This is a genomic window from Actinocorallia libanotica (assembly GCF_039525175.1).
Classification (GTDB): Bacteria; Actinomycetota; Actinomycetes; order Streptosporangiales; family Streptosporangiaceae; genus Actinocorallia; species Actinocorallia libanotica.
Window position 1 is genome coordinate 108382 of the sequence record NZ_BAAAHH010000014.1, and the last position, 21424, is coordinate 129805.

Below are 21424 nucleotides of genomic sequence, written 5' to 3' on the forward strand. Positions count from 1 at the left end.
CCGGCGCCCCCGGGACCGGTGCCGCAAAGGCGAGGGCCCGGCCCCGTCGGACGGGGCCGGGCCGCACGTGAACCCGGGCGGGATCTTCGGGAGGTGCTCAGAAGCTCTCGACGGCGCGGCGCGCCTCCGGGTCGAGCACGCCCCAGTTGATCAGTTCCTCGGTCAGCTCGGCCGGGGACTTGTCATAGATCACTGCCAGCGACCGCAGGTCCTCCTGCCGGATCGACAGGACCTTCCCGTTGTAGTCGCCGCGCTGGGACTGGATCGTCGCCGCGTAGCGGGCGAGGGGGCCGGCCTTGTCCTTCGGAAGCTGGGCGAGGCGCTCGAGGTCGATGACGAGCTTCGGCGTCGGGCCCAGGGGGCTCGGCGCGGCGCCGCCGGGGAGCAACTCGTTGACGGGCACACCGTAGAACTCGGCGAGCTCGTTCAGCTTCTGAACGGTGACGGCGCGGTCGCCCCGCTCGTACGAACCCACGACGACGGCCTTCCAGCGGCCGCGGGACTTCTCCTCCACGCCGTGCAGGGACAGGCCCTGCTGGGTGCGGATGGCGCGAAGTCTCGCGCCCAGAGCCTTCGCGTATTCAGACGGCATCTTTGCGGCCCCCCAGGCTCATTTTCTCGACGGACGTTGTCATCAGGGCGGACCGGGGTTCCGAGGGTATCGGATGACCACCCTGAGTATGGTTACGGACAGTGACGGTAAAACGGAGACGGCCAAAGGTCAAGCTGTTCGGAAAAATCAGGTCGAACCTGTCACCGCAGGTTGACCCTCCGCAAGGAGAACGGACCCGCCCCCAAGGGCGTTCCCGGCCCGTTCGCGGCCGGGTGTGACCCCTCTCACCTGCTCTTATGAACCCCGCGGGCGCGCGTCGACCCAGCGGAAGGGACTGATACCGTAAAGAAGCAATCACGTCCTTTAAGGCCCGTCCCGTGAGGCGGGGAAGGAGGTTGACGGCGGTGAGCGCTGCCCGAAATCAGGAGAGACCGCAGTACAAGGCGGTCCTGGAGGCCCCGGAGATCCGCCGGGCCCTCACCCGCATCGCCCACGAGATCCTCGAGCGCACCAAGGGCGGCTCCGACGTCGTCCTGCTCGGCGTCCAGACGCGGGGCGTGAACCTCGCCCGCATGCTGTGCCGCCGCCTCGAAGAGGTCGAGGGCCTGAAGATCCCCTGCGGATCGCTCGACGTGACGATGTACCGCGACGATCTGCGCATGAAGCCGGCCCGCGCCATCGGCCGCACCGAGCTCCCCGGCGACGGCATCGACGACAAGGTCGTGGTCCTCGTCGACGACGTGCTCTTCTCCGGCCGCACCATCCGCGCCGCCCTGGACGCCCTCAACGACCTGGGCAGGCCCCGCGCCGTCCAGCTCGCCGTCCTGGTCGACCGCGGCCACCGGGAGCTGCCGATCCGCGCCGACTACGTCGGCAAGAACCTGCCCACCTCGCTGAAGGAGACCGTCAAGGTCCTGCTCGGCGACGTGGACGGACGCGACGCGGTCCTGCTGGGCCCCAGGCAGGACCCCAAGGGGGACGACACCAAGTGAAGCGCCACCTGATCTCCGCGGCGGACCTCTCCCTGGACGACGCGCTGCTGGTCCTGGACACCGCCGAGGAACTCGCGCGCGTCTCCAGCCGCTCGGTCAAGAAGCTGCCGACGCTGCGCGGCCGCACGGTGGTCAACCTCTTCTTCGAGGACTCCACCCGCACCCGCATCTCCTTCGAGGCCGCGGCCAAGCGCCTGTCCGCGGACGTGATCAACTTCTCCGCCAAGGGCTCCAGCGTCTCCAAGGGCGAGTCCCTCAAGGACACCGCCCTGACCCTGGAGGCGATGGGCGCCGACGGCGTCGTCATCCGCCACGGCGCCTCGGGCGCCCCCTACCGGCTGGCCGACTGGGTCAACGGCAACGTGGTCAACGCCGGCGACGGCACCCACGAGCACCCCACCCAGGCCCTCCTGGACGCCTTCACCATGCGCCGCCACCTGGGCGACCTGGCCGGACGCCGGATCACCATCGTGGGCGACGTGGTGCACAGCCGGGTGGCGCGCTCCAACGTGCTGCTGCTGTCCACGCTGGGCGCCGAGGTCACCCTGGTCGCCCCGCCGACGCTGCTGCCGGTCTCGGTGGACTCCTGGCCCTGCCACGTCTCCTACGACCTGGACGCCGCGCTGCCCAAGAGCGACGCGGTCATGATGCTGCGCGTCCAGCGCGAGCGCATGAACGCCGCCTACTTCCCCACGGTCCGCGAGTACAGCCGCCGCTACGGCCTGTCGGCCGACCGGTACGCGCACCTCCCCGAACACGCCATCGTCATGCACCCCGGCCCGATGAACCGGGGTGTGGAGATCGCCGCCGAGGTGGCCGACTCCACCCGGTCCACCATCGTCGAGCAGGTCGGCAACGGCGTCAGCGTGCGCATGGCCGTCCTGTACCTGCTGCTGGGCGGATCAGAGCCCGCGATCGGGGCCGGCGAGTGAGCACAGAACCAGAGGACGCAGTGAGCACCTTTCTCATCCAGAACGCCCGGATCCTGGGCGGCGAGCCCCGCGACATCCTGGTGCGCGACGGCCGCATCGCCGAGGTCGGCACCGGCCTGGCGGCCGAGGGCGCCCAGGTCGTGGACGCCGCCGGGCTGATCGCCCTGCCCGGCCTGGTCGACCTGCACACCCACCTGCGCGAGCCGGGCCGCGAGGACAACGAGACCGTCCTCACCGGCACCCGGGCCGCCGCCAAGGGCGGGTTCACCGCGGTCCACGCCATGGCCAACACCACGCCCGTCGCCGACACCGCGGGCGTCGTGGAGCAGGTGTGGCGGCTGGGCCGCGAGCACGGCTACTGCGACGTCCACCCGGTCGGCGCGGTCACCGAGGGCATCGCGGGCAAGAAGCTCGCCGAGCTCGGCGCGATGGCCGACTCCGCGGCGAACGTGCGGGTCTTCTCCGACGACGGCCACTGCGTCGACGACGCGGTGATCATGCGCCGGGCCCTGGAGTACGTCAAGGCGTTCGACGGCGTCGTCGCCCAGCACGCCCAGGAGCCCCGCCTCACCGAGGGCGCCCAGATGAACGAGGGCGAGGTCTCCGACCGGCTCGGCCTGCGCGGCTGGCCCGCCGTCGCCGAGGAGGCGATCATCGCCCGCGACTGCCTGCTCGCCGGGCACGTGGGCTCGCGCCTGCACATCTGCCACGTCTCGACCGCCGGGTCGGTCGAGCTGATCCGCTGGGCCAAGGGCAAGGGCTGGAACGTCACCGCCGAGGTGACCCCGCACCACCTCTTCCTCACCGACGCCTGCTGCGAGCGCTCCCCGGCCGGGCGCTCCTACGACCCCCTCTACAAGGTCAACCCGCCGCTGCGCACCCAGGCCGACGTGGACGCCGTCCGCGCGGGGCTGGCCGACGGCACCATCGACTGCGTCGCCACCGACCACGCCCCCCACGCCGTGGAGGACAAGGAGACCGAGTGGGCCGACGCCGCGATGGGCATGATCGGCCTGGAGACGGCGCTGCCGGTCGTGCAGGCCGCCATGGTCGACACCGGCCTGCTGGACTGGGCCCAGGTCGCCGACCGCATGTCGGTGAGACCCGCGGGGATCGGGCGTCTGGAGGGGCAGGGCCGCCCGCTGGAGCCGGGCTCCCCGGCCAACATCACCCTCTACGACCCCGAGTACCGGGCGCAGGTCGACGCGTCGTCCTTCGCCTCCAAGAGCCGGAACACCCCTTACACCGGCCTCGAACTGCCCGGACGGGTGGTCGCCACGTTCCTGCGGGGCCGCCCCACCGTGCTGGAAGGAAAGCTCGTATGACCCAGGCCATACTCGTCCTGGAGGACGGCCGCGTGTTCCGCGGCGAGTCGTTCGGCGCGGAAGGCGAGACCTTCGGTGAGGTGGTCTTCAACACCGGCATGACCGGCTACCAGGAGACGCTCACCGACCCGTCCTACCACCGCCAGATCGTCGCGATGACCGCGCCGCACATCGGCAACACCGGCGTCAACGACCTCGACCCCGAGTCCGGGCGCGTCCAGGTCGCCGGCTACGTGGTGCGCCAGCCCGCCCGGGTGGCCTCCAACTGGCGCGCGCAGCGCTCCCTGGACCAGGAGCTGAAGGACCACGGCGTGGTCGGCATCGCGATGCCCGGCACCCGCGCGCTCACCCGCCACCTGCGCGACCGCGGCGCGATGCGCGCCGGCATCTCCTCGGTGGAGACCGATCCGCGCGCCCTGCTGTCGCGGGTGCTGGTCAGCCCCGGCATGGCCGGCTCGGACCTCGCCGCCGAGGTGGCGACCAAGGAGCCCTACACCGTCCCGGCCCGCGGCGAGACCCGCTTCCGGGTCGCCGCCGTCGACCTCGGCATCAAGGCGATGACGCCCTACCGGATGGCCGAGCGCGGCTGCGAGGTGACGGTCCTGCCCGCCACCGCGACCGCCGAGCAGATCCTGGCCCTGAACCCCGACGGGGTGTTCTTCTCCAACGGCCCCGGCGACCCCGCCACCGCCGACGGCCCCGTCGCCGCGATGCGCGGCGTCCTGGCGTCGGGCAGGCCGACCTTCGGCATCTGCTTCGGCAACCAGATCTTCGGCCGGGCCCTGGGCCTGGGCACCTACAAGCTGCGGTTCGGCCACCGCGGCGTGAACCAGCCGGTGCAGGACCGCCGCACCGGCCGCGTCGAGATCTCCGCGCACAACCACGGGTTCGCCGTGGACGCGCCCCTGGACGGCCCGTTCGAGACGCCGTTCGGCCGCGCCGAGGTCTCGCACGTCAACCTCAACGACGGCTGCGTCGAGGGCCTGCGGCTGCTGGACCGCCCCGCCTTCTCCGTCCAGTACCACCCCGAGGCCGCGGCCGGACCGCATGACTCCACCATGCTGTTCGACCAGTTCTGCGCCCTCATGCAGCACCACCGTTCGACCGACACCGGGGAAGGTGCCTGATGCCCAGGCGCGAGGATCTGAAGTCCGTGCTCATCATCGGCTCCGGGCCGATCGTCATCGGACAGGCCTGCGAGTTCGACTACTCCGGCACCCAGGCGTGCCGGGTGCTCAAGGCCGAGGGCCTGCGGGTCGTGCTGGTCAACAGCAACCCGGCCACCATCATGACCGACCCGGAGTTCGCCGACGCCACCTACGTCGAGCCGATCACCCCCGAGGTCGTCGAGAAGATCATCGCCAAGGAGCGCCCCGACGCGCTCCTGCCCACCCTGGGCGGGCAGACCGCGCTCAACTGCGCCGTCGCCCTGCACGAGGCGGGCGTGCTGGAGCGCTACGACGTCGAGCTGATCGGCGCGAACTTCGACGCCATCCAGCGCGGCGAGAACCGCGAGATCTTCAAGGGGATCGTCGAGGAGATCGGCGCGGAGGTCGCGCGCAGCGTCATCTGCCACACCATGGACGAGGTGCTGGCCGCCACCGAGCAGCTCGGCTACCCGGTCGTGGTCCGGCCGTCCTTCACCATGGGCGGCCTCGGCTCGGGCTTCGCCCACGACGAGGCCGAGCTGCGCCAGATCGCCGGCGCCGGCCTGGCCGCGTCCCCGACCAGCGAGGTGCTCCTGGAGGAGTCCATCCTCGGCTGGAAGGAGTACGAGCTGGAGCTGATGCGCGACAAGAACGACAACGTCGTGGTCATCTGCTCCATCGAGAACCTCGACCCGATGGGCGTGCACACCGGCGACTCCATCACCGTCGCCCCGGCGCTCACCCTCACCGACCGCGAGTACCAGCACATGCGGGACGTGGCGATCGCCGTCATCCGCAAGGTCGGCGTGGACACCGGCGGCTGCAACATCCAGTTCGCGGTGCACCCCTCCACCGGGCGCATGATCGTCATCGAGATGAACCCGCGGGTCTCGCGGTCCTCGGCGCTGGCCTCCAAGGCCACCGGCTTCCCGATCGCCAAGATCGCGGCCAAGCTGGCGGTCGGCTACACCCTGGACGAGATCCCCAACGACATCACCAAGGTCACCCCGGCCTCGTTCGAGCCGACCCTCGACTACATCGTGGTCAAGGTCCCGCGGTTCGCGTTCGAGAAGTTCCCCGGCGCCGACCCCCGCCTGACCACCCACATGAAGTCCGTGGGCGAGGCCATGGCCATCGGCCGCTCCTTCCCCGAGGCGCTGCAGAAGGCGCTGCGCTCCCTGGAGCAGAAGGGCACCTCCTTCTCCTGGGACACCGCCCCGCCGCCGCTGGAGGAGCTGCTCGAGCGCATCCGCGTCCCGCACGACGGGCGGCTGCACGAGGTCCAGCAGGCACTGCTGGCCGGCGCGACCATCGAGCAGGTCTACTCGATCACCGGCATCGACCCGTGGTTCCTCGACCAGATCGTGGCCATCAACGAGGTCGCCGCCGACATCCGCCTCTCCGACGACGCGCTGACCGCCGAGAAGCTGCTGACCGCCAAGCGGCACGGGTTCTCCGACGCCCAGATCGGGCAGCTGCGCTCGCTGTCGGAGGAGGTCGTCCGCGAGGTGCGCCACGCCCTGGGCGTGCGGCCGGTCTACCTGACCGTGGACACCTGCGCCGCGGAGTTCGCCGCCCAGACCCCGTACCTGTACTCCTCCTACGACGAGGAGACCGAGGTCCCGATCGGCGCCAAGCCCAAGGTCCTCATCCTGGGCTCGGGCCCCAACCGGATCGGCCAGGGCGTGGAGTTCGACTACTCCTGCGTCCACGCCTCCTTCACGCTGGCCGAGGCCGGCTACGAGACCGTCATGGTCAACTGCAACCCCGAGACGGTCTCCACCGACTACGACACCTCCGACCGGCTGTACTTCGAGCCGCTCACCCTGGAGGACGTGCTGGAGGTCGTGTACGCCGAGCAGCGCACCGGCGTCGTCGCGGGCGTGATCGTCCAGCTCGGCGGGCAGACCCCGCTGGGCCTGGCGCAGCGGCTCAAGGACGCGGGCGTGCCGATCGTGGGTACCAGCCCCGAGAGCATCCACCTGGCCGAGGACCGCGGCGCGTTCGGCCACGTGCTGGCCCGCGCGGAGCTGCCCGCGCCCAAGCACGGCACCGCCACCTCCGCCGAGGAGGCCGTGAAGATCGCCAACGAGATCGGCTACCCGGTCCTGGTCCGCCCCTCCTACGTGCTGGGCGGGCGCGGCATGGAGATCGTCTACGACGACGGCGGCCTGGTCGCCTACATGTCCACCGCCACCGAGGTCGGCCACGACCGGCCGGTGCTGGTCGACCGCTTCCTCGACGAGGCGATCGAGATCGACGTGGACGCCCTCTTCGACGGCACCGAGCTCTACCTCGGCGGCGTCATGGAGCACATCGAGGAGGCCGGCATCCACTCCGGCGACTCGGCGTGCGCGCTGCCGCCGATCACGCTGGGCCGCGAGGACATCAAGCGCATCCGCGAGTCGACGCTGCGCCTGGCGCGCGGCATCGGCGTGCGGGGCCTGATGAACGTGCAGTACGCGCTGTCCGCGGGCGTCCTGTACGTGCTGGAGGCCAACCCGCGCGCCTCGCGCACCGTCCCGTTCGTGTCCAAGGCCACGGCGGTGCCGCTGGCCAAGGCCGCCGCGCGGGTCATGATGGGCGCCACGATCGCGCAGCTGCGCGCCGAGGGCCTGCTCCCGGCCACCGGCGACGGCGGGACGCTCCCGCTGGACGCGCCGATCGCGGTCAAGGAGGCGGTGCTGCCCTTCAACCGCTTCCGCAACGCCCAGGGCCAGGGCGTCGACACCGTCCTGGGCCCGGAGATGCGCTCGACCGGCGAGGTCATGGGCATCGACGAGGTCTTCGGCACCGCCTACGCCAAGTCGCAGGCCGCGGCCTACGGCTCGCTGCCGACCAAGGGCAGGATCTTCGTCTCGGTGGCCAACCGCGACAAGCGCCACATGATCTTCCCGGTGAAGCGGCTGGCCGACCTGGGCTTCGAGATCCTGGCCACCTCGGGCACCGCCGAGGTGCTGCGCCGCAACGGCGTTCATGCCAAGGTGGTGCGCAAGCACAGCGACGGCCCCGGTCCCGACGGCGAACCGACCATCGTGCGGCGCGTCCTCGACGGTGAAGTGGACCTCATCGTCAATACTCCGTTCGGTGGCCCCGGACAGCCCGGGCCCCGGCTGGACGGCTACGAGATCCGCACCGCGGCGGTGGTGCGCGGCGTTCCCTGCGTCACCACGGTGCAGGGGCTCGCGGCGGCCGTCCAGGGGATCGAGGCCGTGACCCGGGGCGACATCGGGGTGCGCTCGCTCCAGGAGCACGCCCGGCGCCTGCGCGGCGACCGGGACGCCCGGTAGGCACAACGACAGAGAGGTAGGCCGCCATCTCCGCCGAGGGACCAGTCCAGTCACCCGGCACCGTGCTCACGGTCCGGCAGGTGGCGGCCTATCACGCGATGACCCTGGTGGCCCCCGCGGTCGCCGAGCGGTTCCGCCCCGGCCAGTTCCTGGCCGTCGCGGTGGGCGGGGAGCACACCTCGCTCCTGGCCCGCCGCTGCTTCCCCGTCTACGAGGTCAAGTCCGACTACGGCGGCACGGTGGAGTTCGTCTTCGAAGCGGGCGACCCCGGCGCCGAGTGGCTGGCCTCGCGGCGCTCCCGGGACTCCCTGGACGTCCTCGGGCCGCTGGGACGGCCGTTCCCGCTGCCCCGCGACCCGGCGTCCTGCCTGCTGGTGGGCGGCGCGCACGGCTCGTCGGGATTGTTCTCCCTGGCCGACGCGCTGCGCAGGCGCGACTGCCAGGTGCACTTCGTGCTCGGCGCGCCGCGCGCCCACGAGGTCTTCGGCGCCCGCAGCGCCCAGCGCATCGGCGAGAGCGCCACCGTGGTGACCCGCGACGGCTCGCTGGGCGTGACGGGGACCATCCCGGACGTGCTGCCGCGCGTCATCGAGGAGACGTCCGCCGACGTGGTCTACGCCGCCGGGCCCACCGCGCTGCTGGGCTCGGTCGCCTCGGTCTCCGCGGCCCTGGGCATCCCCTGCCAGGTGAGCGTGGGGGAGTGGCTGGCCGACACCGCGGCCTGCGGGATCGGCACCTGCCTGTCGTGCGTGCTGCCGCTGATCGGCGACGACGGGCACACCCGCATGGTGCGCGCGTGCACCGAGGGGCCTGTGCTGCGCGGAGAGCGCGTGCGGTGGTCCGACCTCGGGACCATCCCGCTGGACGCCCTCGGCGGCCCCCGGGCCCCGCAGGCGCCCCTGGAGGCGGCCCCGTGACCCGCCGTGCCGAGTCCCTTCCCCCGGCGGCGCGGCCACGGGGCGGAGCCATCAGCGGGGCCACCCGCGCACGTGACGGAGGATCTCCTTGGACCTGAGCACGCGGATCGGCGCCGTCACCCTGGCCAACCCGGTGCTGACCGCCTCCGGATGCGGGGGCACCGGCCGGGAGCTGGCGCAGTTCACCGATCTGGCGCGGCTCGGCGCCTTCATCACCTGCTCGGTGATGCTGCAGCCGCGGGCGGGCCGGCCCACCCCGCGCCTGGCCGAGACGCCCAGCGGGGTGCTGAACGCCATGGGCCTGCCCGGACCGGGCGTCGACGCCTTCCTCGCCCGCGACCTGCCGTGGCTCGCCGAGCAGGACGCCCGGGTGGTCGTCTCGGTCGGCGGCAACACCCTGGGGGAGTTCTGGGAGGTGGCGCGGCGGCTGGCGGAGTCCCCGCAGGCGTCGGCCATCGCCGCGGTCGAGGTGAACGTGGCGTGCCCCAACGCCGAGGACCGGGGACGCATGTTCGCGGCCTCTCCTTCCGCCGCGGCGGAGGTGGTCCGCGTGGTGCGCGGTGCAATTCATCGGGATACACCGGTATTGACGAAGCTTTCGCCAGATGTAACCGATATCGCCACAATTGCCCTGGCATGTGCGGATGCGGGCACGACCGGCCTCTCCCTCATCAACACGATGTCCGGCCTGGCCATTGACCAGAACACATTGCGCCCCGCCCTCACCGGCGTCTCGGGCGGCCTTTCCGGACCCGCCCTGCGGCCCGTCGCGCTGCGCTGCGTCTACCAGGTGCACGCCGCGCTGCCGGAAATGCCGATCGTCGGCGGCGGAGGCGTGGCCACCGGGCGCGACGCCCTGGAATTCGTCGTGGCGGGCGCCTGCGCCGTCTCGGTGGGCACCACCCTCCTGCACGACCCCACGGCCCCCCAGCGGATCACGAGGGAGCTGGAGGAGGCACTGGCCGCCCACGGCATCACCCGCCTGGCCGACGCCGTCGGACTGGCCCACCGCGCCACCGCCGCGCTGCCCCCGCAGATCGTGCTCGGGCCGCAGGAACCGATCAAGGAGCTGAGATGACCCCCGCGCCCGTCGCGATCGCGCTGGACACCGACGACCTGGCCGTCGCCGCCCGCTGGACCGGGCAGGTGGGCCCGCACGTCAGCACCCTCAAGGTGGGCCTGGGGCTGTACCTGCGGTACGGGCCCGAGGCCGTGGCGCGGGTGCGCGCCGCGGGCGCCGAGCGGGTCTTCCTCGACCTGAAGCTGCACGACATCCCGGCCACCGTCGGCGCCGCCGCCGCGGCCGTGGCCGGGCTCGCCCCGCACTACCTGACGGTGCACGCCTCCGGCGGCACCGACATGATCAAGGCGGCCGTGGCCGCCGCGCCCGAGACGAAGATCACAGCGGTCACCGTGCTCACCTCGCTGGGCGAGGGCGACCTGGCGGACATCGGCCTGGCCGGGCCCGCCCTGGACGCCGCGCGCAGGCTCGCCGCGCTGGCCGTGGGCGCCGGCGCGCGCGCCCTGGTCTGCTCGCCCCGGGAGGTCGCCGCGATCCGCGCCGAGGTCGGCCCCGGCGTCGAGCTCATCACCCCCGGGGTGCGCCCGCCCGGCGCCGCCGGAGACGACCAGACGCGCGTCGCCTCCCCCCGCGAGGCGCTCGCCGCGGGCGCCGATCTGCTCGTGGTCGGCCGCCCCGTGACCCGCGCGGCGGACCCCGCCGCGGCCGCCGCGGAGCTCGCCGCGAGCCTGCGCGGGACGGGCTGAAGAAAGACCAGGCAGCCGCGCCGGAGAGCCTCCGTGCTCGACGGAGCGTGGCCACTTGATTACGGATAGAGAATTTCGTGAATTTCTGGCGGGATAAACTGCCGATCACGTTGCTTTATCGGGGGGTAAGTCGCTAGTTTCCGGGGCGTCCGACTCCGTCGAGTGGAAAACGCGAGGTGACCGGCGTGGCTCTTCCGCCCCTTACCCCCGAACAGCGTGCCGCGGCCCTGGAAAAGGCCGCACTGGCCCGCCGTGAGCGCGCTGAGGTCAAGAACAAGCTCAAGCACGGGGGAATCTCCCTCTCCGAGGTCCTCAAAGCGGGACAGGCCGATGACATCGTCGGAAAGATGAAGGTCTCGGCTCTGCTGGAATCGCTTCCCGGCGTGGGCAAGGTCCGTGCCAAGCAGATCATGGAGCGTCTGGGCATCGCCGAGTCCCGCCGGGTGCGGGGCCTGGGCGCCAACCAGCGCGCCTCCTTGGAGCGCGAGTTCGGCGGCGCCCGCTAGACCAGCGGGCTCCGTCCTCCCGCCGGGTCGGGCACGAGGTCCTGACCCGGCAGGGTGCTCCACCGTGATAGACCTGAACCGCGATGGACACCACTGAATCCGCGGCCTCCTCCGCGGCCCCCGCGACCCCGCCGGGCCAGGCCCGCCGGCTGACGGTCCTCTCCGGGCCCTCCGGCGTCGGCAAGAGCACCGTCGTCGCCCGGCTCCGCGAGAGCCACCCCCAGGTATGGCTCTCGGTCTCGGTGACCACCCGCAGGCCCAGGCCGGGGGAGAGGGACGGGGTGCAGTACCACTTCACCGACGACGCGGGCTTCGACCGCCTCGTGGCCTCCGGCGAGCTGCTGGAGTGGGCCGAGTTCGCGGGCAACCGCTACGGCACCCCGCGCCGCCCCGTCGAGGAGCGGCTGGCCGCCGGCGTGCCCACCCTGCTGGAGATCGACCTCCAGGGCGCCCGCCAGGTGCGCGAGACGATGCCCGAGTCGCTGCTGGTCTTCCTCGCCCCGCCCAGCTGGGACGAGCTGGTGCGCCGCCTCACCGGCCGCGGCACCGAGCCGCCGGACGTGATCGAGCGCCGGCTGGAGGCGGCCCGCGTCGAGCTCGCCGCCGAGAAGGAATTCGACCTCACTCTGGTCAACCACTCCGTCCAGGGCGTCTGCGACGAGCTGCTAGCCTTGATGGCTGACCATTGAGCACTTCCGGGAACACGAAAGGCGTCAGAGTGGCAGCCAACAGCGAAGGCATCACCAACCCGTCGATCGACGAGCTCCTGGAGGTCGTCGACACCAAGTACGGCCTGGTGAGCATCGCGGCCAAGCGGGCCCGGCAGATCAACGCCTACTACGCCCAGCTCGGCGAGGGCCTGCTGGAGTACGTCGGGCCGCTGGTGGAGACCCAGGTCCAGGAGAAGCCCCTGTCCATCGCGCTGCGCGAGGTGCGCGAGGGGCTCCTGCACACCGAACCCGTCGAAGCCTGAGCCAGCCCGCCGTGGCCGAGCAGGGCAAGCCCCGGGTCGTCCTGGGCGTCGGCGCCGGGATCGCCTCCTACAAGGTGTGCGAGCTGCTGCGGCGCCTCACCGAGTCCGGGCACTCCGTCAGGGTCGTGCCCACCGCGGACGCGCTGCGCTTCGTCGGCGAGCCGACGTGGGCGGCGCTGTCCGGGCAGCCCGTGGCCACCTCCGTCTGGGAGGGCGTCGCGGACGTGCCGCACGTGCGCATCGGCCAGCAGGCCGACCTCGTGTTCGTCGCGCCCGCCACCGCCGACCTCCTGGCGCGGGCCGCGCACGGCCTGGCCGACGACCTGCTGACCAACACCCTGCTCACCGCGCGATGTCCGGTGGTGTTCGCGCCCGCCATGCACACCGAGATGTGGGAGCACCCCGCCACCCGCGCCAACGTGGCGACGCTGCGCGAACGCGGGAACATCGTCGTCGAGCCCGCCTCCGGGCGGCTGACCGGCAAGGACACCGGGCCCGGGCGGCTGCCGGACGCGGCCGAGCTGTTCGAGGTGGCGCTGCGCGCGCTGGCCGGCGCGCCGCGGGACCTCGCCGGACGGCGCGTCGTCGTCTCGGCCGGCGGCACCCGCGAGCCCATCGACCCGGTGCGCTTCATCGGCAACCGCTCGTCCGGGATCCAGGGGTACGCCCTGGCCAAGGTCGCCGCGGCCCGCGGCGCCGAGGTCGTGCTCGTGGCGGCCAACACCGCCCTGCCCGACCCGGCCGGCGTGCGCGTCGAGCGCGTCGGCTCGGCGCTGGAGATGCGTGAGGCCGTCCTGAAGGCCGCGGCGTCGGCCGACGCGGTCGTGATGGCGGCGGCCGTCGCCGACTTCCGCCCCGTGACGTCCGCCACGTCGAAGATCAAGAAGAAGGACGCCGACGACGTCCCGCGGATCGAGCTGGTGCAGAACCCCGACATCCTCGCCGAGCTCGTCGGCAGGCGCGCGCCGGGACAGGTCATCGCGGGCTTCGCCGCCGAGACCGACGACGTCCTGGCGCACGGCCGCGCCAAGCTGGCGCGCAAGGGCTGCGACCTGCTCGTGGTCAACCAGGTGGGCGAGGACCTCACCTTCGGCGCGCCCGACAACGCCGGCGTGGTCCTGTCCGCCTCCGGCCGCGAACGCGAGATCCCCCGCGGCACCAAGGAGGCACTCGCCTCCGTCGTCTGGGACGAGATCACCTCCCTCCTCACCTGAGCCCCCCAGGGGGGCCTGTTTTTCCGGGGGGCGACCCCCAGCCCCCGAGGGGGGAACAGCCGATCCTCGCTTCGCTGCAGTCGGCCTGTTTTTCCGGGGGGCGACCCCCAGACCCCCGAGGAGGGAACAGCCCATCCTCGCTTCGCTGCGGTCGGCTGTTCCCCGGCCTGCACCATGCCGATCACGCGGCATGTGACTAGACTGCCCTTCGGTCCGGGCGACCTTCCGTGACGGTCCGCCCGGAGCACCGCCAACCAACTGCTACTGGTGAGTCAGCAGCCGCTGCAAGGAGTTCACGTAGTGTCCCGTCGCCTCTTCACCTCTGAGTCGGTCACCGAGGGCCACCCGGACAAGATCGCTGACCAGATCAGTGACGCGATCCTCGATTCCATGCTCAAGGACGACCCGAAGAGCCGGGTCGCCGTCGAGACCATGATCACCACCGGCCAGGTGCACGTGGCCGGCGAGGTCACCACCGAGACCTACGTGGACATCCCCGGCGTGATCCGCGAGAAGATCCTCGAGATCGGCTACGACTCGTCGGCCAAGGGCTTCGACGGGCACTCCTGCGGCGTGTCGGTCTCCATCGGCGCCCAGTCGCCCGACATCGCCCAGGGCGTCGACGACGCCTACGAGTCGCGCGAGGAGCAGGCCGGCGACGACCTCGACCGCCAGGGCGCCGGCGACCAGGGCCTGATGTTCGGCTACGCCACCAACGAGACCGCGCAGCTCATGCCGCTGCCGATCACCATCGCGCACCGCCTCGCCCAGCGCCTGTCCCAGGTCCGCAAGGAGGGCCAGGTCGCCTACCTGCGCCCCGACGGCAAGACCCAGGTCACCATCGAGTACGACGGCGCCAAGGCCGTGCGCCTGGACACCGTCGTGGTCTCCTCCCAGCACGCTCCCGACATCTCCCTCAAGGAGCTGCTGACCCCCGACATCAAGGAGCTCGTCGTCGACCCGGTGCTCGCCGAGTTCGACCTCGACACCGACGGCTACCGGCTGCTGGTCAACCCCACCGGCCGCTTCGAGATCGGCGGCCCGATGGGCGACGCCGGCCTGACCGGCCGCAAGATCATCGTCGACACCTACGGCGGCTACGCCCGCCACGGCGGCGGCGCCTTCTCCGGCAAGGACCCGTCCAAGGTCGACCGCTCCGCCGCCTACGCCATGCGCTGGGTCGCCAAGAACATCGTCGCCGCCGGCCTCGCCGACCGCGCCGAGGTCCAGGTCGCCTACGCCATCGGCAAGGCCCAGCCCGTCGGCGTCTTCGTCGAGGGCTTCGGCACCGAGAAGGTCGCCATCGAGAAGCTCCAGCAGGCGGTCCTGGAGGTCTTCGACCTCCGCCCCGCCGCGATCGTCCGCGACCTCGACCTCCTGCGCCCCATCTACTCCCAGACCGCCGCCTACGGCCACTTCGGCCGCGAACTCCCCGACTTCTCCTGGGAGCGCACCGACCGCGCCGACGCCCTCCGCGCCGCCGCCGGCCTGTAACCGCCCCGCACTCCACGACGGCCCGCCCCTCCGGGAGCGGGCCGTCGCCCATGTCGGGGAACCGGACACGACCGCCCGCGGACACGACGCCCTCTGACGTCACGCCGCCCGCGACCGGCGCGCACCGGTGCTCCCCGGGGGCGACGCCCGCTCGGCGGCGTGCCTCCTGCGGCCGGTCCGCGCATGCGCGTGCGGTGGTCCGCGGGGTGGTGCCGGTCCGGTGGCGCGTCGCCGGCATGCTTGCGGGGGTCGGTGATCCACAGGTTGGTCGTGGTGGGCTCGGGGGGTGGCCGACGGGTGATAGGTGTGTGGGGTGAGTGAGGGGGAGGGCCTGATCCCGGGGCTGGAGGACGTTCCGGGTAGGGCGGAGAAGACGCGGGAGAGCGGGGCGAAGCGGCCCGCGGTGCGGCGCAAGGGGGCGCCGGAGGCGGCGGCGGAGCTGCCCGTGGCCCGGGTGGCCGTCGATGTGCCGCTGGCGCATCTGGATCGGCCGTTCGACTACCTGGTGCCCGCCAAGCTCGACGCGGAGGCCGTGCCGGGTTGCCGGGTGCGGGTGCGGTTCGCGGGGCAGCTCGTGGACGGCTACCTGCTGGAGCGGGTCGCCGGGAGCGAGCACGGGGGGCGGCTGCTGTTCCTGGAGCGGGTGACGTCCGCCGAGGCCGTGCTGACCCCGGAGATCGGCGCGCTCGCCCGCGAGCTGGCCGACCGGCACGCCGGCACGCTCTCCGACGTGCTGCGCCTGGCGGTCCCGCCCCGCCACGCCCGCGCGGAGAAGCGGCGGTCCGTCCCGGGTCCGTCCCGCGTGCCCGCCCCGGCCGACCCGGGACCCTGGGCCGACTACCCCGCAGGCCCGTCCTTCCTGGCGGCCCTCGCCGAAGGACGCTCCCCCCGCGCCGTCTGGACGGCCCTCCCCGGCCCGGACTGGCCCGCCGCCATCGCCCGCGCCGCCCGCGCCGCCCTCGCCTCCGGCCGCGGCACCCTCATCGTCGTCGCCGACGGCCGCGAAGCCGCCCGCGTCGAAACCGCCCTCGCCCACGAGTTCGCCCTCCCCGCCGGAACACCGGCCACGGACGACGCCCTCGACGTCCCGGACCACGCCCCGACGAAGCAGCCCCCCGCTCCGGCAGAGACGACGACGCCGCCGGACTCCGACGCGACGGAGCCGACCTCAGCTCTGGGAGAGGCGGCGATGACGCCGGATTCCGGCACGGCGGAGCCGACTTCTGCTTCGGCAGAGGCGGCGATGACGCCGGACTCCGGTGCGATGGAGCCGACTTCTGCGCCGGGAGAGGCGGCTGCGTCGAGTTCCGGGGCAGAGGAGACGGCGACCGCGCAGGGTTCCGGCACGGGGGAGACGGTTGCCGTGTCGGGAGAGGCGGGGGCGTCGGGTTCTGAAGCGGGGGAGGCGGGGCCTGCCTGGGCGGTGTTGACGGCGGAGGCGGGGCCGGAGAAGCGGTACCGGGAGTGGTTGCGGGTGCTGCGGGGGGCGGCCCGGGTCGTGGTGGGGACGCGGGCGGCGGTGTTCGCGCCGGTGCGGGAGCTCGGGCTCGTGGTGCTGTGGGATGACGGGGACGACGTGCACGCGGAGCCGCATGCGCCTTATGCGCACGCGCGGGAGGTGCTGGCGTTGCGGGCGCACCGGGCGGGGGCGGCGGTGCTGTTCGGGGGGATCAGCCGGACGGCGGACACGACGCGGCTCGTGGCCGAGGGGTGGGCGCACGGGCTGGTGGCGGCACGGGAGACGGTGCGCAGCCGGATGCCGCGCATCCGGCCCGCCGGGGACGACGCGGAACTGGCGCGGGACGAGGCGGCGCGGACGGCGCGGCTGCCCGCGCTGGCGTTCCGCACCGCGCGGGAGGCGCTCGCCGACGGGCCCGTGCTGGTGCAGGTGCCCCGGCGCGGCTACCTGCCCGCGCTGGCGTGCCGCCGGTGCCGGGAGCCCGCCCGGTGCACGGCCTGCGCGGGGCCGCTGGCGCTGGCGTCGTCGCACTCCGTCCCGAACTGCCTGTGGTGCGGCAGGCTCGCGGGCGACTGGAGGTGCGGGAACTGCGGCGACGTCCAGGTCCGCGCGATCGTCGTCGGCGCCGGACGGACGGCCGAGGAGCTGGGCCGCGCCTTCCCCGGCGTGAGCGTGCGCACCTCGGGACGGGACGGGGTCCTGGCGTCCGTTGGGAGCCGGCCGGAGCTCGTCGTCTCCACGCCGGGCGCCGAGCCGGTCGCCGAGGAGGGCTACGCCGCCGCCCTCCTGCTCGACGGCTGGGCGCTGCTGGGCCGGGCCGACCTGCGCGCCAACGAGGAGGCGCTGCGCCGCTGGCTGAACGCCGCCGCCCTCGTCCGCCCGCAGGGACGCGTCGTCCTCGTCGCCGACTCCGCCCTCCCCGTCGTGCAGGCCGCCGTCCGCTGGGACCCCGTCACCTTCGCCGAACGCGAGCTCGCCGAGCGCGCCGAGCTGCGCTTCCCCCCGGCCGCCCGCATGGCCTCCCTCACCGGCACCCCCGAGGCGCTCCGCGACTTCCTCGCCGCCACCGACCTCCCCCCGGACGCCGAGGTCCTCGGCCCCGTCCTCCTCCCCGACGGCCGCGAACGCGCGCTCCTGCGCGTCCCCTTCCCCGCGGCCCCCGCCCTCTCCCGCGCCCTGAAGGCCACCCAGGGCGTCCGCAGCGCCCGCAAGGCCACCGACCCCGTCCGCGTCGAGGTCGACCCCCTCCAGCTCCTGTGACCGCCCCCGGCGGAGCCCGCCGGGAGAGTTCCGGGCGGCCTCCGGCGCCCGTCCCGGAGACGGGGCGCCGGCGGAAGTTCCGAGAGAACGGTCACCGCGTTCTGGCACGACGGACGGCGGGGAGGGGCATAGGGTACGACGGTGGCTGAGAAGTGGGTGAAGACGACGGTCGAGGGGTTCGAGGCGTGGGCCGCCGAGAAGGAGGGCGCCGACCTGCACGGGGCGCGGATCCTGGTGGAGCTGGCCGACCTGAACCGGACCGCTGAGCTGGACGGGGAACTGCTGCGGGAGATCCTGCTGGAGGACTTCCCCGAGAACGTGGTCGCCGGGCCCGACGACGGGCCCGCCGTGCTGGGCGCGGCGCGCGACCTGGTGGCCTACCTCGCCGAGGGCGGCGAGCTGGACGAGGCGCGGGTGCGCGAGCTGCAGGGAGTGATCGACACCGTCGGACCCGAGTTCGCCGAGGCGCTGGAGACCTCGGCCGAGAACGACGGGAACGCCGCCGAGCTGTTCCTGCGGATGATGTCCGCCGACGGCGTCGACCTCGACGACGAGGCGGCGGTCGAGGCCTGGGTGCACGAGTTCGAGGCGCTCTCCGACGAGGAGAAGCTCGAGCGCACCATGCAGCAGTTCGCCGCCGACAACGTGGTGCCGCCCGTCCGGCTGGCGCCGCGCGCCGAGCTGGCCGCCGCCGCCCGCGCGTCGGCGCTGCTGACCGGCGCGCTGGAGCTGGCGGCCTGGGCGGACGGGCGCGCCCTGGAGGAGGAGCGCCTGGCCGAGGGCGACGTGCGGGCCGCGGCCGAGGCCCTCGGCCTGCCGGCCGCCGAGGACGGCGAGGACCTGCGGCTGGAGCGCCTGTGGGACGCCGCGCGCCACGCCGACCTCATCGAGGTCGACGGCGGCCGCGCCCGCCGCGCGCAGGCGCCGGACACCGCCGACGACGACGCGGCGCTGGCCCTGTGGGTCGCGCTGTTCGACGGCGTCGTCACCCGCGAGTTCCCCGAGGACAGCGCGCTCAGCCCGCTGGAGGTGTGCCAGGGCGAGCTGCCGAGCGTGCTGCTGCACCTGTACGAGCACGGCTCGGCCGTGCCGTTCGGCGAGCTGGTCGGCGGCCTGGTCGAGCACGTGCAGGAGGGCTACGAGATCGCCGACGCCCAGACCCTGGCCCAGGGCCTGCCGCAGGCGCTGCGCCTGGAGGCGGACGGCCTCCTCGCCTGGGGCGCGCTGGCCGAGGACGACGACGCCCAGACGTCCCTGACCCCGCTGGGCGTCTACGCCGTGCGGGAGCTGCTGCTGGCCGACGGCTACACCGCGCCGCTCATCGGCGACCTCGCCGAGGGTTCGGCGGCGGAGCTGGTGGAGGGCCTGGCGCACCACCGCGAGGACACCGCCGAGCAGGAGATCGGCCTGTGGCTGGCGGCGCGCTCGGCCGCCGAGGCCGCCGACGGCCTGCTGGAGGTGATGCGCGAGGGCCACCCGTCCCAGCGCAACATCGCCGCCGTCGTGCTGCAGCAGGTCGGCCAGGACGCCGAGCCGCTGGTCCGCGCCGCCCTGGGGGTCCGCGAGACCCGCCCGTACGCGGCGATCTGGCTGAACACCCACGGCGACGAGAAGACCACCCCGTCCGAGGACGACCTCCAGTGGATGTTCGTCGACACCCTCGCCGGGATGATCGAGGCGGTCGGCGCGCACGACGCCGTCCAGGTGGCGCTGGCCGAGAGCGAGCCCGACACCGAGCTCACCGAGCTGGTCGAGGCCGTCTGGCGGCTGGACCACCCGCACGTCGAGGAGGTCCTGGAGGCCATCGGCGACCACCACCACGACAAGGAGCTGGCCAAGATCGCCCGCAAGGCGGCCTTCAAGGCGCGCTCCAAGTAACCGCTCCCCCCGCGCCGCCCGTCCCCCGAGGGGGCGGGCGGCCGCGTTTCCCCACCGGTCCGCGGCGCCCCGGCGGCGCTCGTAGACTGGATCCGATCCGGAGAACCTTCTGCCTGAGGAGATGGCTGTGGCGGTCAAGCCGATACGCCTGTTCGGTGACCCCGTGCTGCGGACGCCGGCGGAGCCCGTCAAGGACTTCGACAAGGAGCTGCGGCAGCTGGTCAAGGACCTCACCGACACCATGGTCGACGCTCCGGGCGCGGGGCTGGCCGCGCCGCAGCTGGGCGTGGGGCTGCGGGTGTTCACCTACTACGTGGACGACCGGCTCGGGCATCTGGTGAACCCGACCCTGGAGCTGGGCGAGGAGCAGCAGGACGGCGATGAGGGCTGCCTGTCCCTGCCGGGCCTGGCGTTCCCGACGCCGCGCGCCTGGCGGGCGGTGGCCAGGGGCTTCAACATGCACGGCGAGCCGATCACGGTGGAGGGCACCGAGCTGCTGGCGCGCTGCGTCCAGCACGAGACCGACCACCTGGACGGCATCTTGTTCATCGACCGGATGGACCCCGAGCAGCGCAAGCTCGCGATGCGGGCGATCCGGGAGGCCGAGTGGTTCGGCGAGCCCGCGCCGGTGGTCAGGGACTCGCCGCACCGCACGTTCGGGCGGGCGATCTGAAGATGAGACTGGTCTTCGCCGGAACGCCCGAGACGGCGGTGCCGTCGCTGCAGGCGCTGCTGGACTCCCACCACGAGGTCGCCGCGGTCCTCACCCGTCCGGACGCCCCCGCGGGCCGCGGCAGGAAGCTGGTGGCCAGCCCGGTCGCCGAGCTCGCCGCCGCCCACGGCATCGAGGTCCTCAAGCCCGCCAAGGCCGACGATCCGGCCTTCCTGGAGCGGCTGGCGGAGCTGGCCCCGGACTGCTGCCCGGTCGTCGCCTACGGCGCGATCCTGCGCAAGGCGGCCCTGGACGTCCCGCGCCTGGGCTGGGTCAACCTGCACTTCTCGCTGCTGCCGGCCTGGCGCGGCGCCGCGCCCGTCCAGCGCGCCGTGCTCGCCGGCGACGAGATCACCGGCGCGATGACCTTCCTCATCGAGGAGGGCCTGGACACCGGCCCGGTCTTCGGCCACCTCACCGAGCCGATCCGGCACGACGACACCAGCGGCGCGCTGCTGGAACGCCTGGCCCACGCGGGCGCCCGGCTGCTGCGCGACACCATGGACGGCCTGGAGGCCGGCGCGCTGAGCCCCGTCCCCCAGCCGGAGGAGGGTGTCTCCCACGCCGCCAAGCTCACCGCCGAGGACGCCCGCGTCGACTGGACGGCGCCCGCCATGCGGGTCGACCGCCTCTGCCGCGCCTGCACCCCGGCCCCCGGCCCGTGGACGACGTTCCGCGGCGAGCGCCTCAAGCTCGGCCCGGTCCGTCCGGCCGCGGGCGCGGGCCCGCTGGCGCCCGGCGAGCTGAAGATCACCAAGTCCGAGGTCCTCGCCGGCACCGCCACCCACCCGGTGGCCCTGGGCGAGGTCCAGCCCCCCGGCAAGAAGCGCATGCGCGCCGCCGACTGGGCGCGCGGCCTCCGCCTCACCCCGGAGGACCGCCTCCAGTGATCTCCCCGCCCGCCGAGCGGAGGGGGAGGCGCCGTCCGGCGGGGAGGCCCGCGGCGGCGCGGGCGGCGGAGAAGAGAAAGCGATGCTTGAGCGGTGGGGCGGCCGGGTGCCGTC

At 73.4% G+C, this 21424-nt stretch carries 18 protein-coding genes; 17 read left to right on the forward strand and 1 reads right to left on the reverse strand.

Annotated elements, in window-relative coordinates:
* Positions 1–97 precede the first annotated feature (97 nt).
* A complete protein-coding gene (gene bldD / locus ABD140_RS18560; RefSeq protein WP_106398443.1) occupies positions 98–592 on the reverse strand; it encodes a transcriptional regulator BldD in 495 nt (164 codons plus the stop codon).
* 365 nt (positions 593–957) lie between these two features.
* On the opposite strand from bldD, the gene pyrR reads away from it, so the two are divergent.
* From pyrR to fmt, 17 genes are all read left to right on the forward strand, one after another.
* The gene (gene pyrR / locus ABD140_RS18565) at positions 958–1545 is read left to right on the forward strand and encodes a bifunctional pyr operon transcriptional regulator/uracil phosphoribosyltransferase PyrR (RefSeq protein WP_344242120.1); all 588 of its coding nucleotides are present in this window, start codon (positions 958–960) and stop codon (positions 1543–1545) included.
* Complete coding sequence (locus ABD140_RS18570; protein ID WP_344242121.1) at positions 1542–2477, forward strand: aspartate carbamoyltransferase catalytic subunit; 936 nt, start codon at positions 1542–1544, stop codon at positions 2475–2477. The genes pyrR and ABD140_RS18570 overlap by 4 nt, the downstream gene beginning before the upstream one ends.
* A 20-nt stretch (positions 2478–2497) precedes the next feature.
* Positions 2498–3802 (forward strand): dihydroorotase, encoded by a 1305-nt coding sequence (locus ABD140_RS18575; RefSeq protein WP_344242122.1) that lies wholly within the window; start codon positions 2498–2500, stop codon positions 3800–3802.
* Positions 3799–4929 carry a glutamine-hydrolyzing carbamoyl-phosphate synthase small subunit gene (carA, locus tag ABD140_RS18580; RefSeq protein WP_344242123.1) on the forward strand — a complete coding sequence of 377 codons (1131 nt, stop codon included), beginning with the start codon at positions 3799–3801 and terminating at the stop codon, positions 4927–4929. The genes ABD140_RS18575 and carA overlap by 4 nt, the downstream gene beginning before the upstream one ends.
* Positions 4929–8240, forward strand: a complete 3312-nt coding sequence (carB, locus tag ABD140_RS18585) for a carbamoyl-phosphate synthase large subunit (protein ID WP_344242124.1) — start codon at positions 4929–4931, stop codon at positions 8238–8240. The genes carA and carB overlap by 1 nt, the downstream gene beginning before the upstream one ends.
* 26 nt (positions 8241–8266) lie before the next feature.
* Positions 8267–9157 (forward strand): iron-sulfur cluster-binding protein, encoded by an 891-nt coding sequence (locus ABD140_RS18590; RefSeq protein ID WP_344242186.1) that lies wholly within the window; start codon positions 8267–8269, stop codon positions 9155–9157.
* 82 nt (positions 9158–9239) lie between these two features.
* A complete protein-coding gene (locus ABD140_RS18595; protein ID WP_344242187.1) occupies positions 9240–10235 on the forward strand; it encodes a dihydroorotate dehydrogenase in 996 nt (331 codons plus the stop codon).
* Positions 10232–10924, forward strand: coding sequence for an orotidine-5'-phosphate decarboxylase (gene pyrF, locus ABD140_RS18600; RefSeq protein ID WP_344242125.1), 693 nt, complete (start codon positions 10232–10234; stop codon positions 10922–10924). The genes ABD140_RS18595 and pyrF overlap by 4 nt, the downstream gene beginning before the upstream one ends.
* Positions 10925–11109: 185 nt before the next feature.
* The gene (gene mihF, locus ABD140_RS18605) at positions 11110–11430 is read left to right on the forward strand and encodes an integration host factor, actinobacterial type (RefSeq protein ID WP_344242126.1); all 321 of its coding nucleotides are present in this window, start codon (positions 11110–11112) and stop codon (positions 11428–11430) included.
* 83 nt (positions 11431–11513) lie between these two features.
* Positions 11514–12119, forward strand: a complete 606-nt coding sequence (gmk, locus tag ABD140_RS18610) for a guanylate kinase (protein ID WP_344242127.1) — start codon at positions 11514–11516, stop codon at positions 12117–12119.
* Between the two features lie 29 nt (positions 12120–12148).
* Positions 12149–12403 carry a DNA-directed RNA polymerase subunit omega gene (gene rpoZ / locus ABD140_RS18615; RefSeq protein ID WP_344242128.1) on the forward strand — a complete coding sequence of 85 codons (255 nt, stop codon included), beginning with the start codon at positions 12149–12151 and terminating at the stop codon, positions 12401–12403.
* A gap of 11 nt (positions 12404–12414) precedes the next feature.
* Entirely contained in the window at positions 12415–13617 is a 1203-nt protein-coding gene (coaBC, locus tag ABD140_RS18620; protein ID WP_344242129.1) for a bifunctional phosphopantothenoylcysteine decarboxylase/phosphopantothenate--cysteine ligase CoaBC, read from the forward strand.
* A 300-nt stretch (positions 13618–13917) separates the two neighbouring features.
* A complete protein-coding gene (gene metK / locus ABD140_RS18625; RefSeq protein WP_344242130.1) occupies positions 13918–15111 on the forward strand; it encodes a methionine adenosyltransferase in 1194 nt (397 codons plus the stop codon).
* Positions 15112–15424: 313 nt separating this feature from the next.
* On the forward strand, positions 15425–17830 hold the full coding sequence (locus tag ABD140_RS18630) for a primosomal protein N' (RefSeq protein ID WP_344242131.1): 2406 nt from the start codon (positions 15425–15427) through the stop codon (positions 17828–17830).
* Between the two features lie 141 nt (positions 17831–17971).
* On the forward strand, positions 17972–19708 hold the full coding sequence (locus ABD140_RS18635; protein WP_344242132.1) for a hypothetical protein: 1737 nt from the start codon (positions 17972–17974) through the stop codon (positions 19706–19708).
* 127 nt (positions 19709–19835) lie between these two features.
* Complete coding sequence (def, locus tag ABD140_RS18640; RefSeq protein WP_344242133.1) at positions 19836–20381, forward strand: peptide deformylase; 546 nt, start codon at positions 19836–19838, stop codon at positions 20379–20381.
* Between the two features lie 2 nt (positions 20382–20383).
* Positions 20384–21310 carry a methionyl-tRNA formyltransferase gene (gene fmt, locus ABD140_RS18645; RefSeq protein WP_344242134.1) on the forward strand — a complete coding sequence of 309 codons (927 nt, stop codon included), beginning with the start codon at positions 20384–20386 and terminating at the stop codon, positions 21308–21310.
* Positions 21311–21424 lie beyond the last annotated feature (114 nt).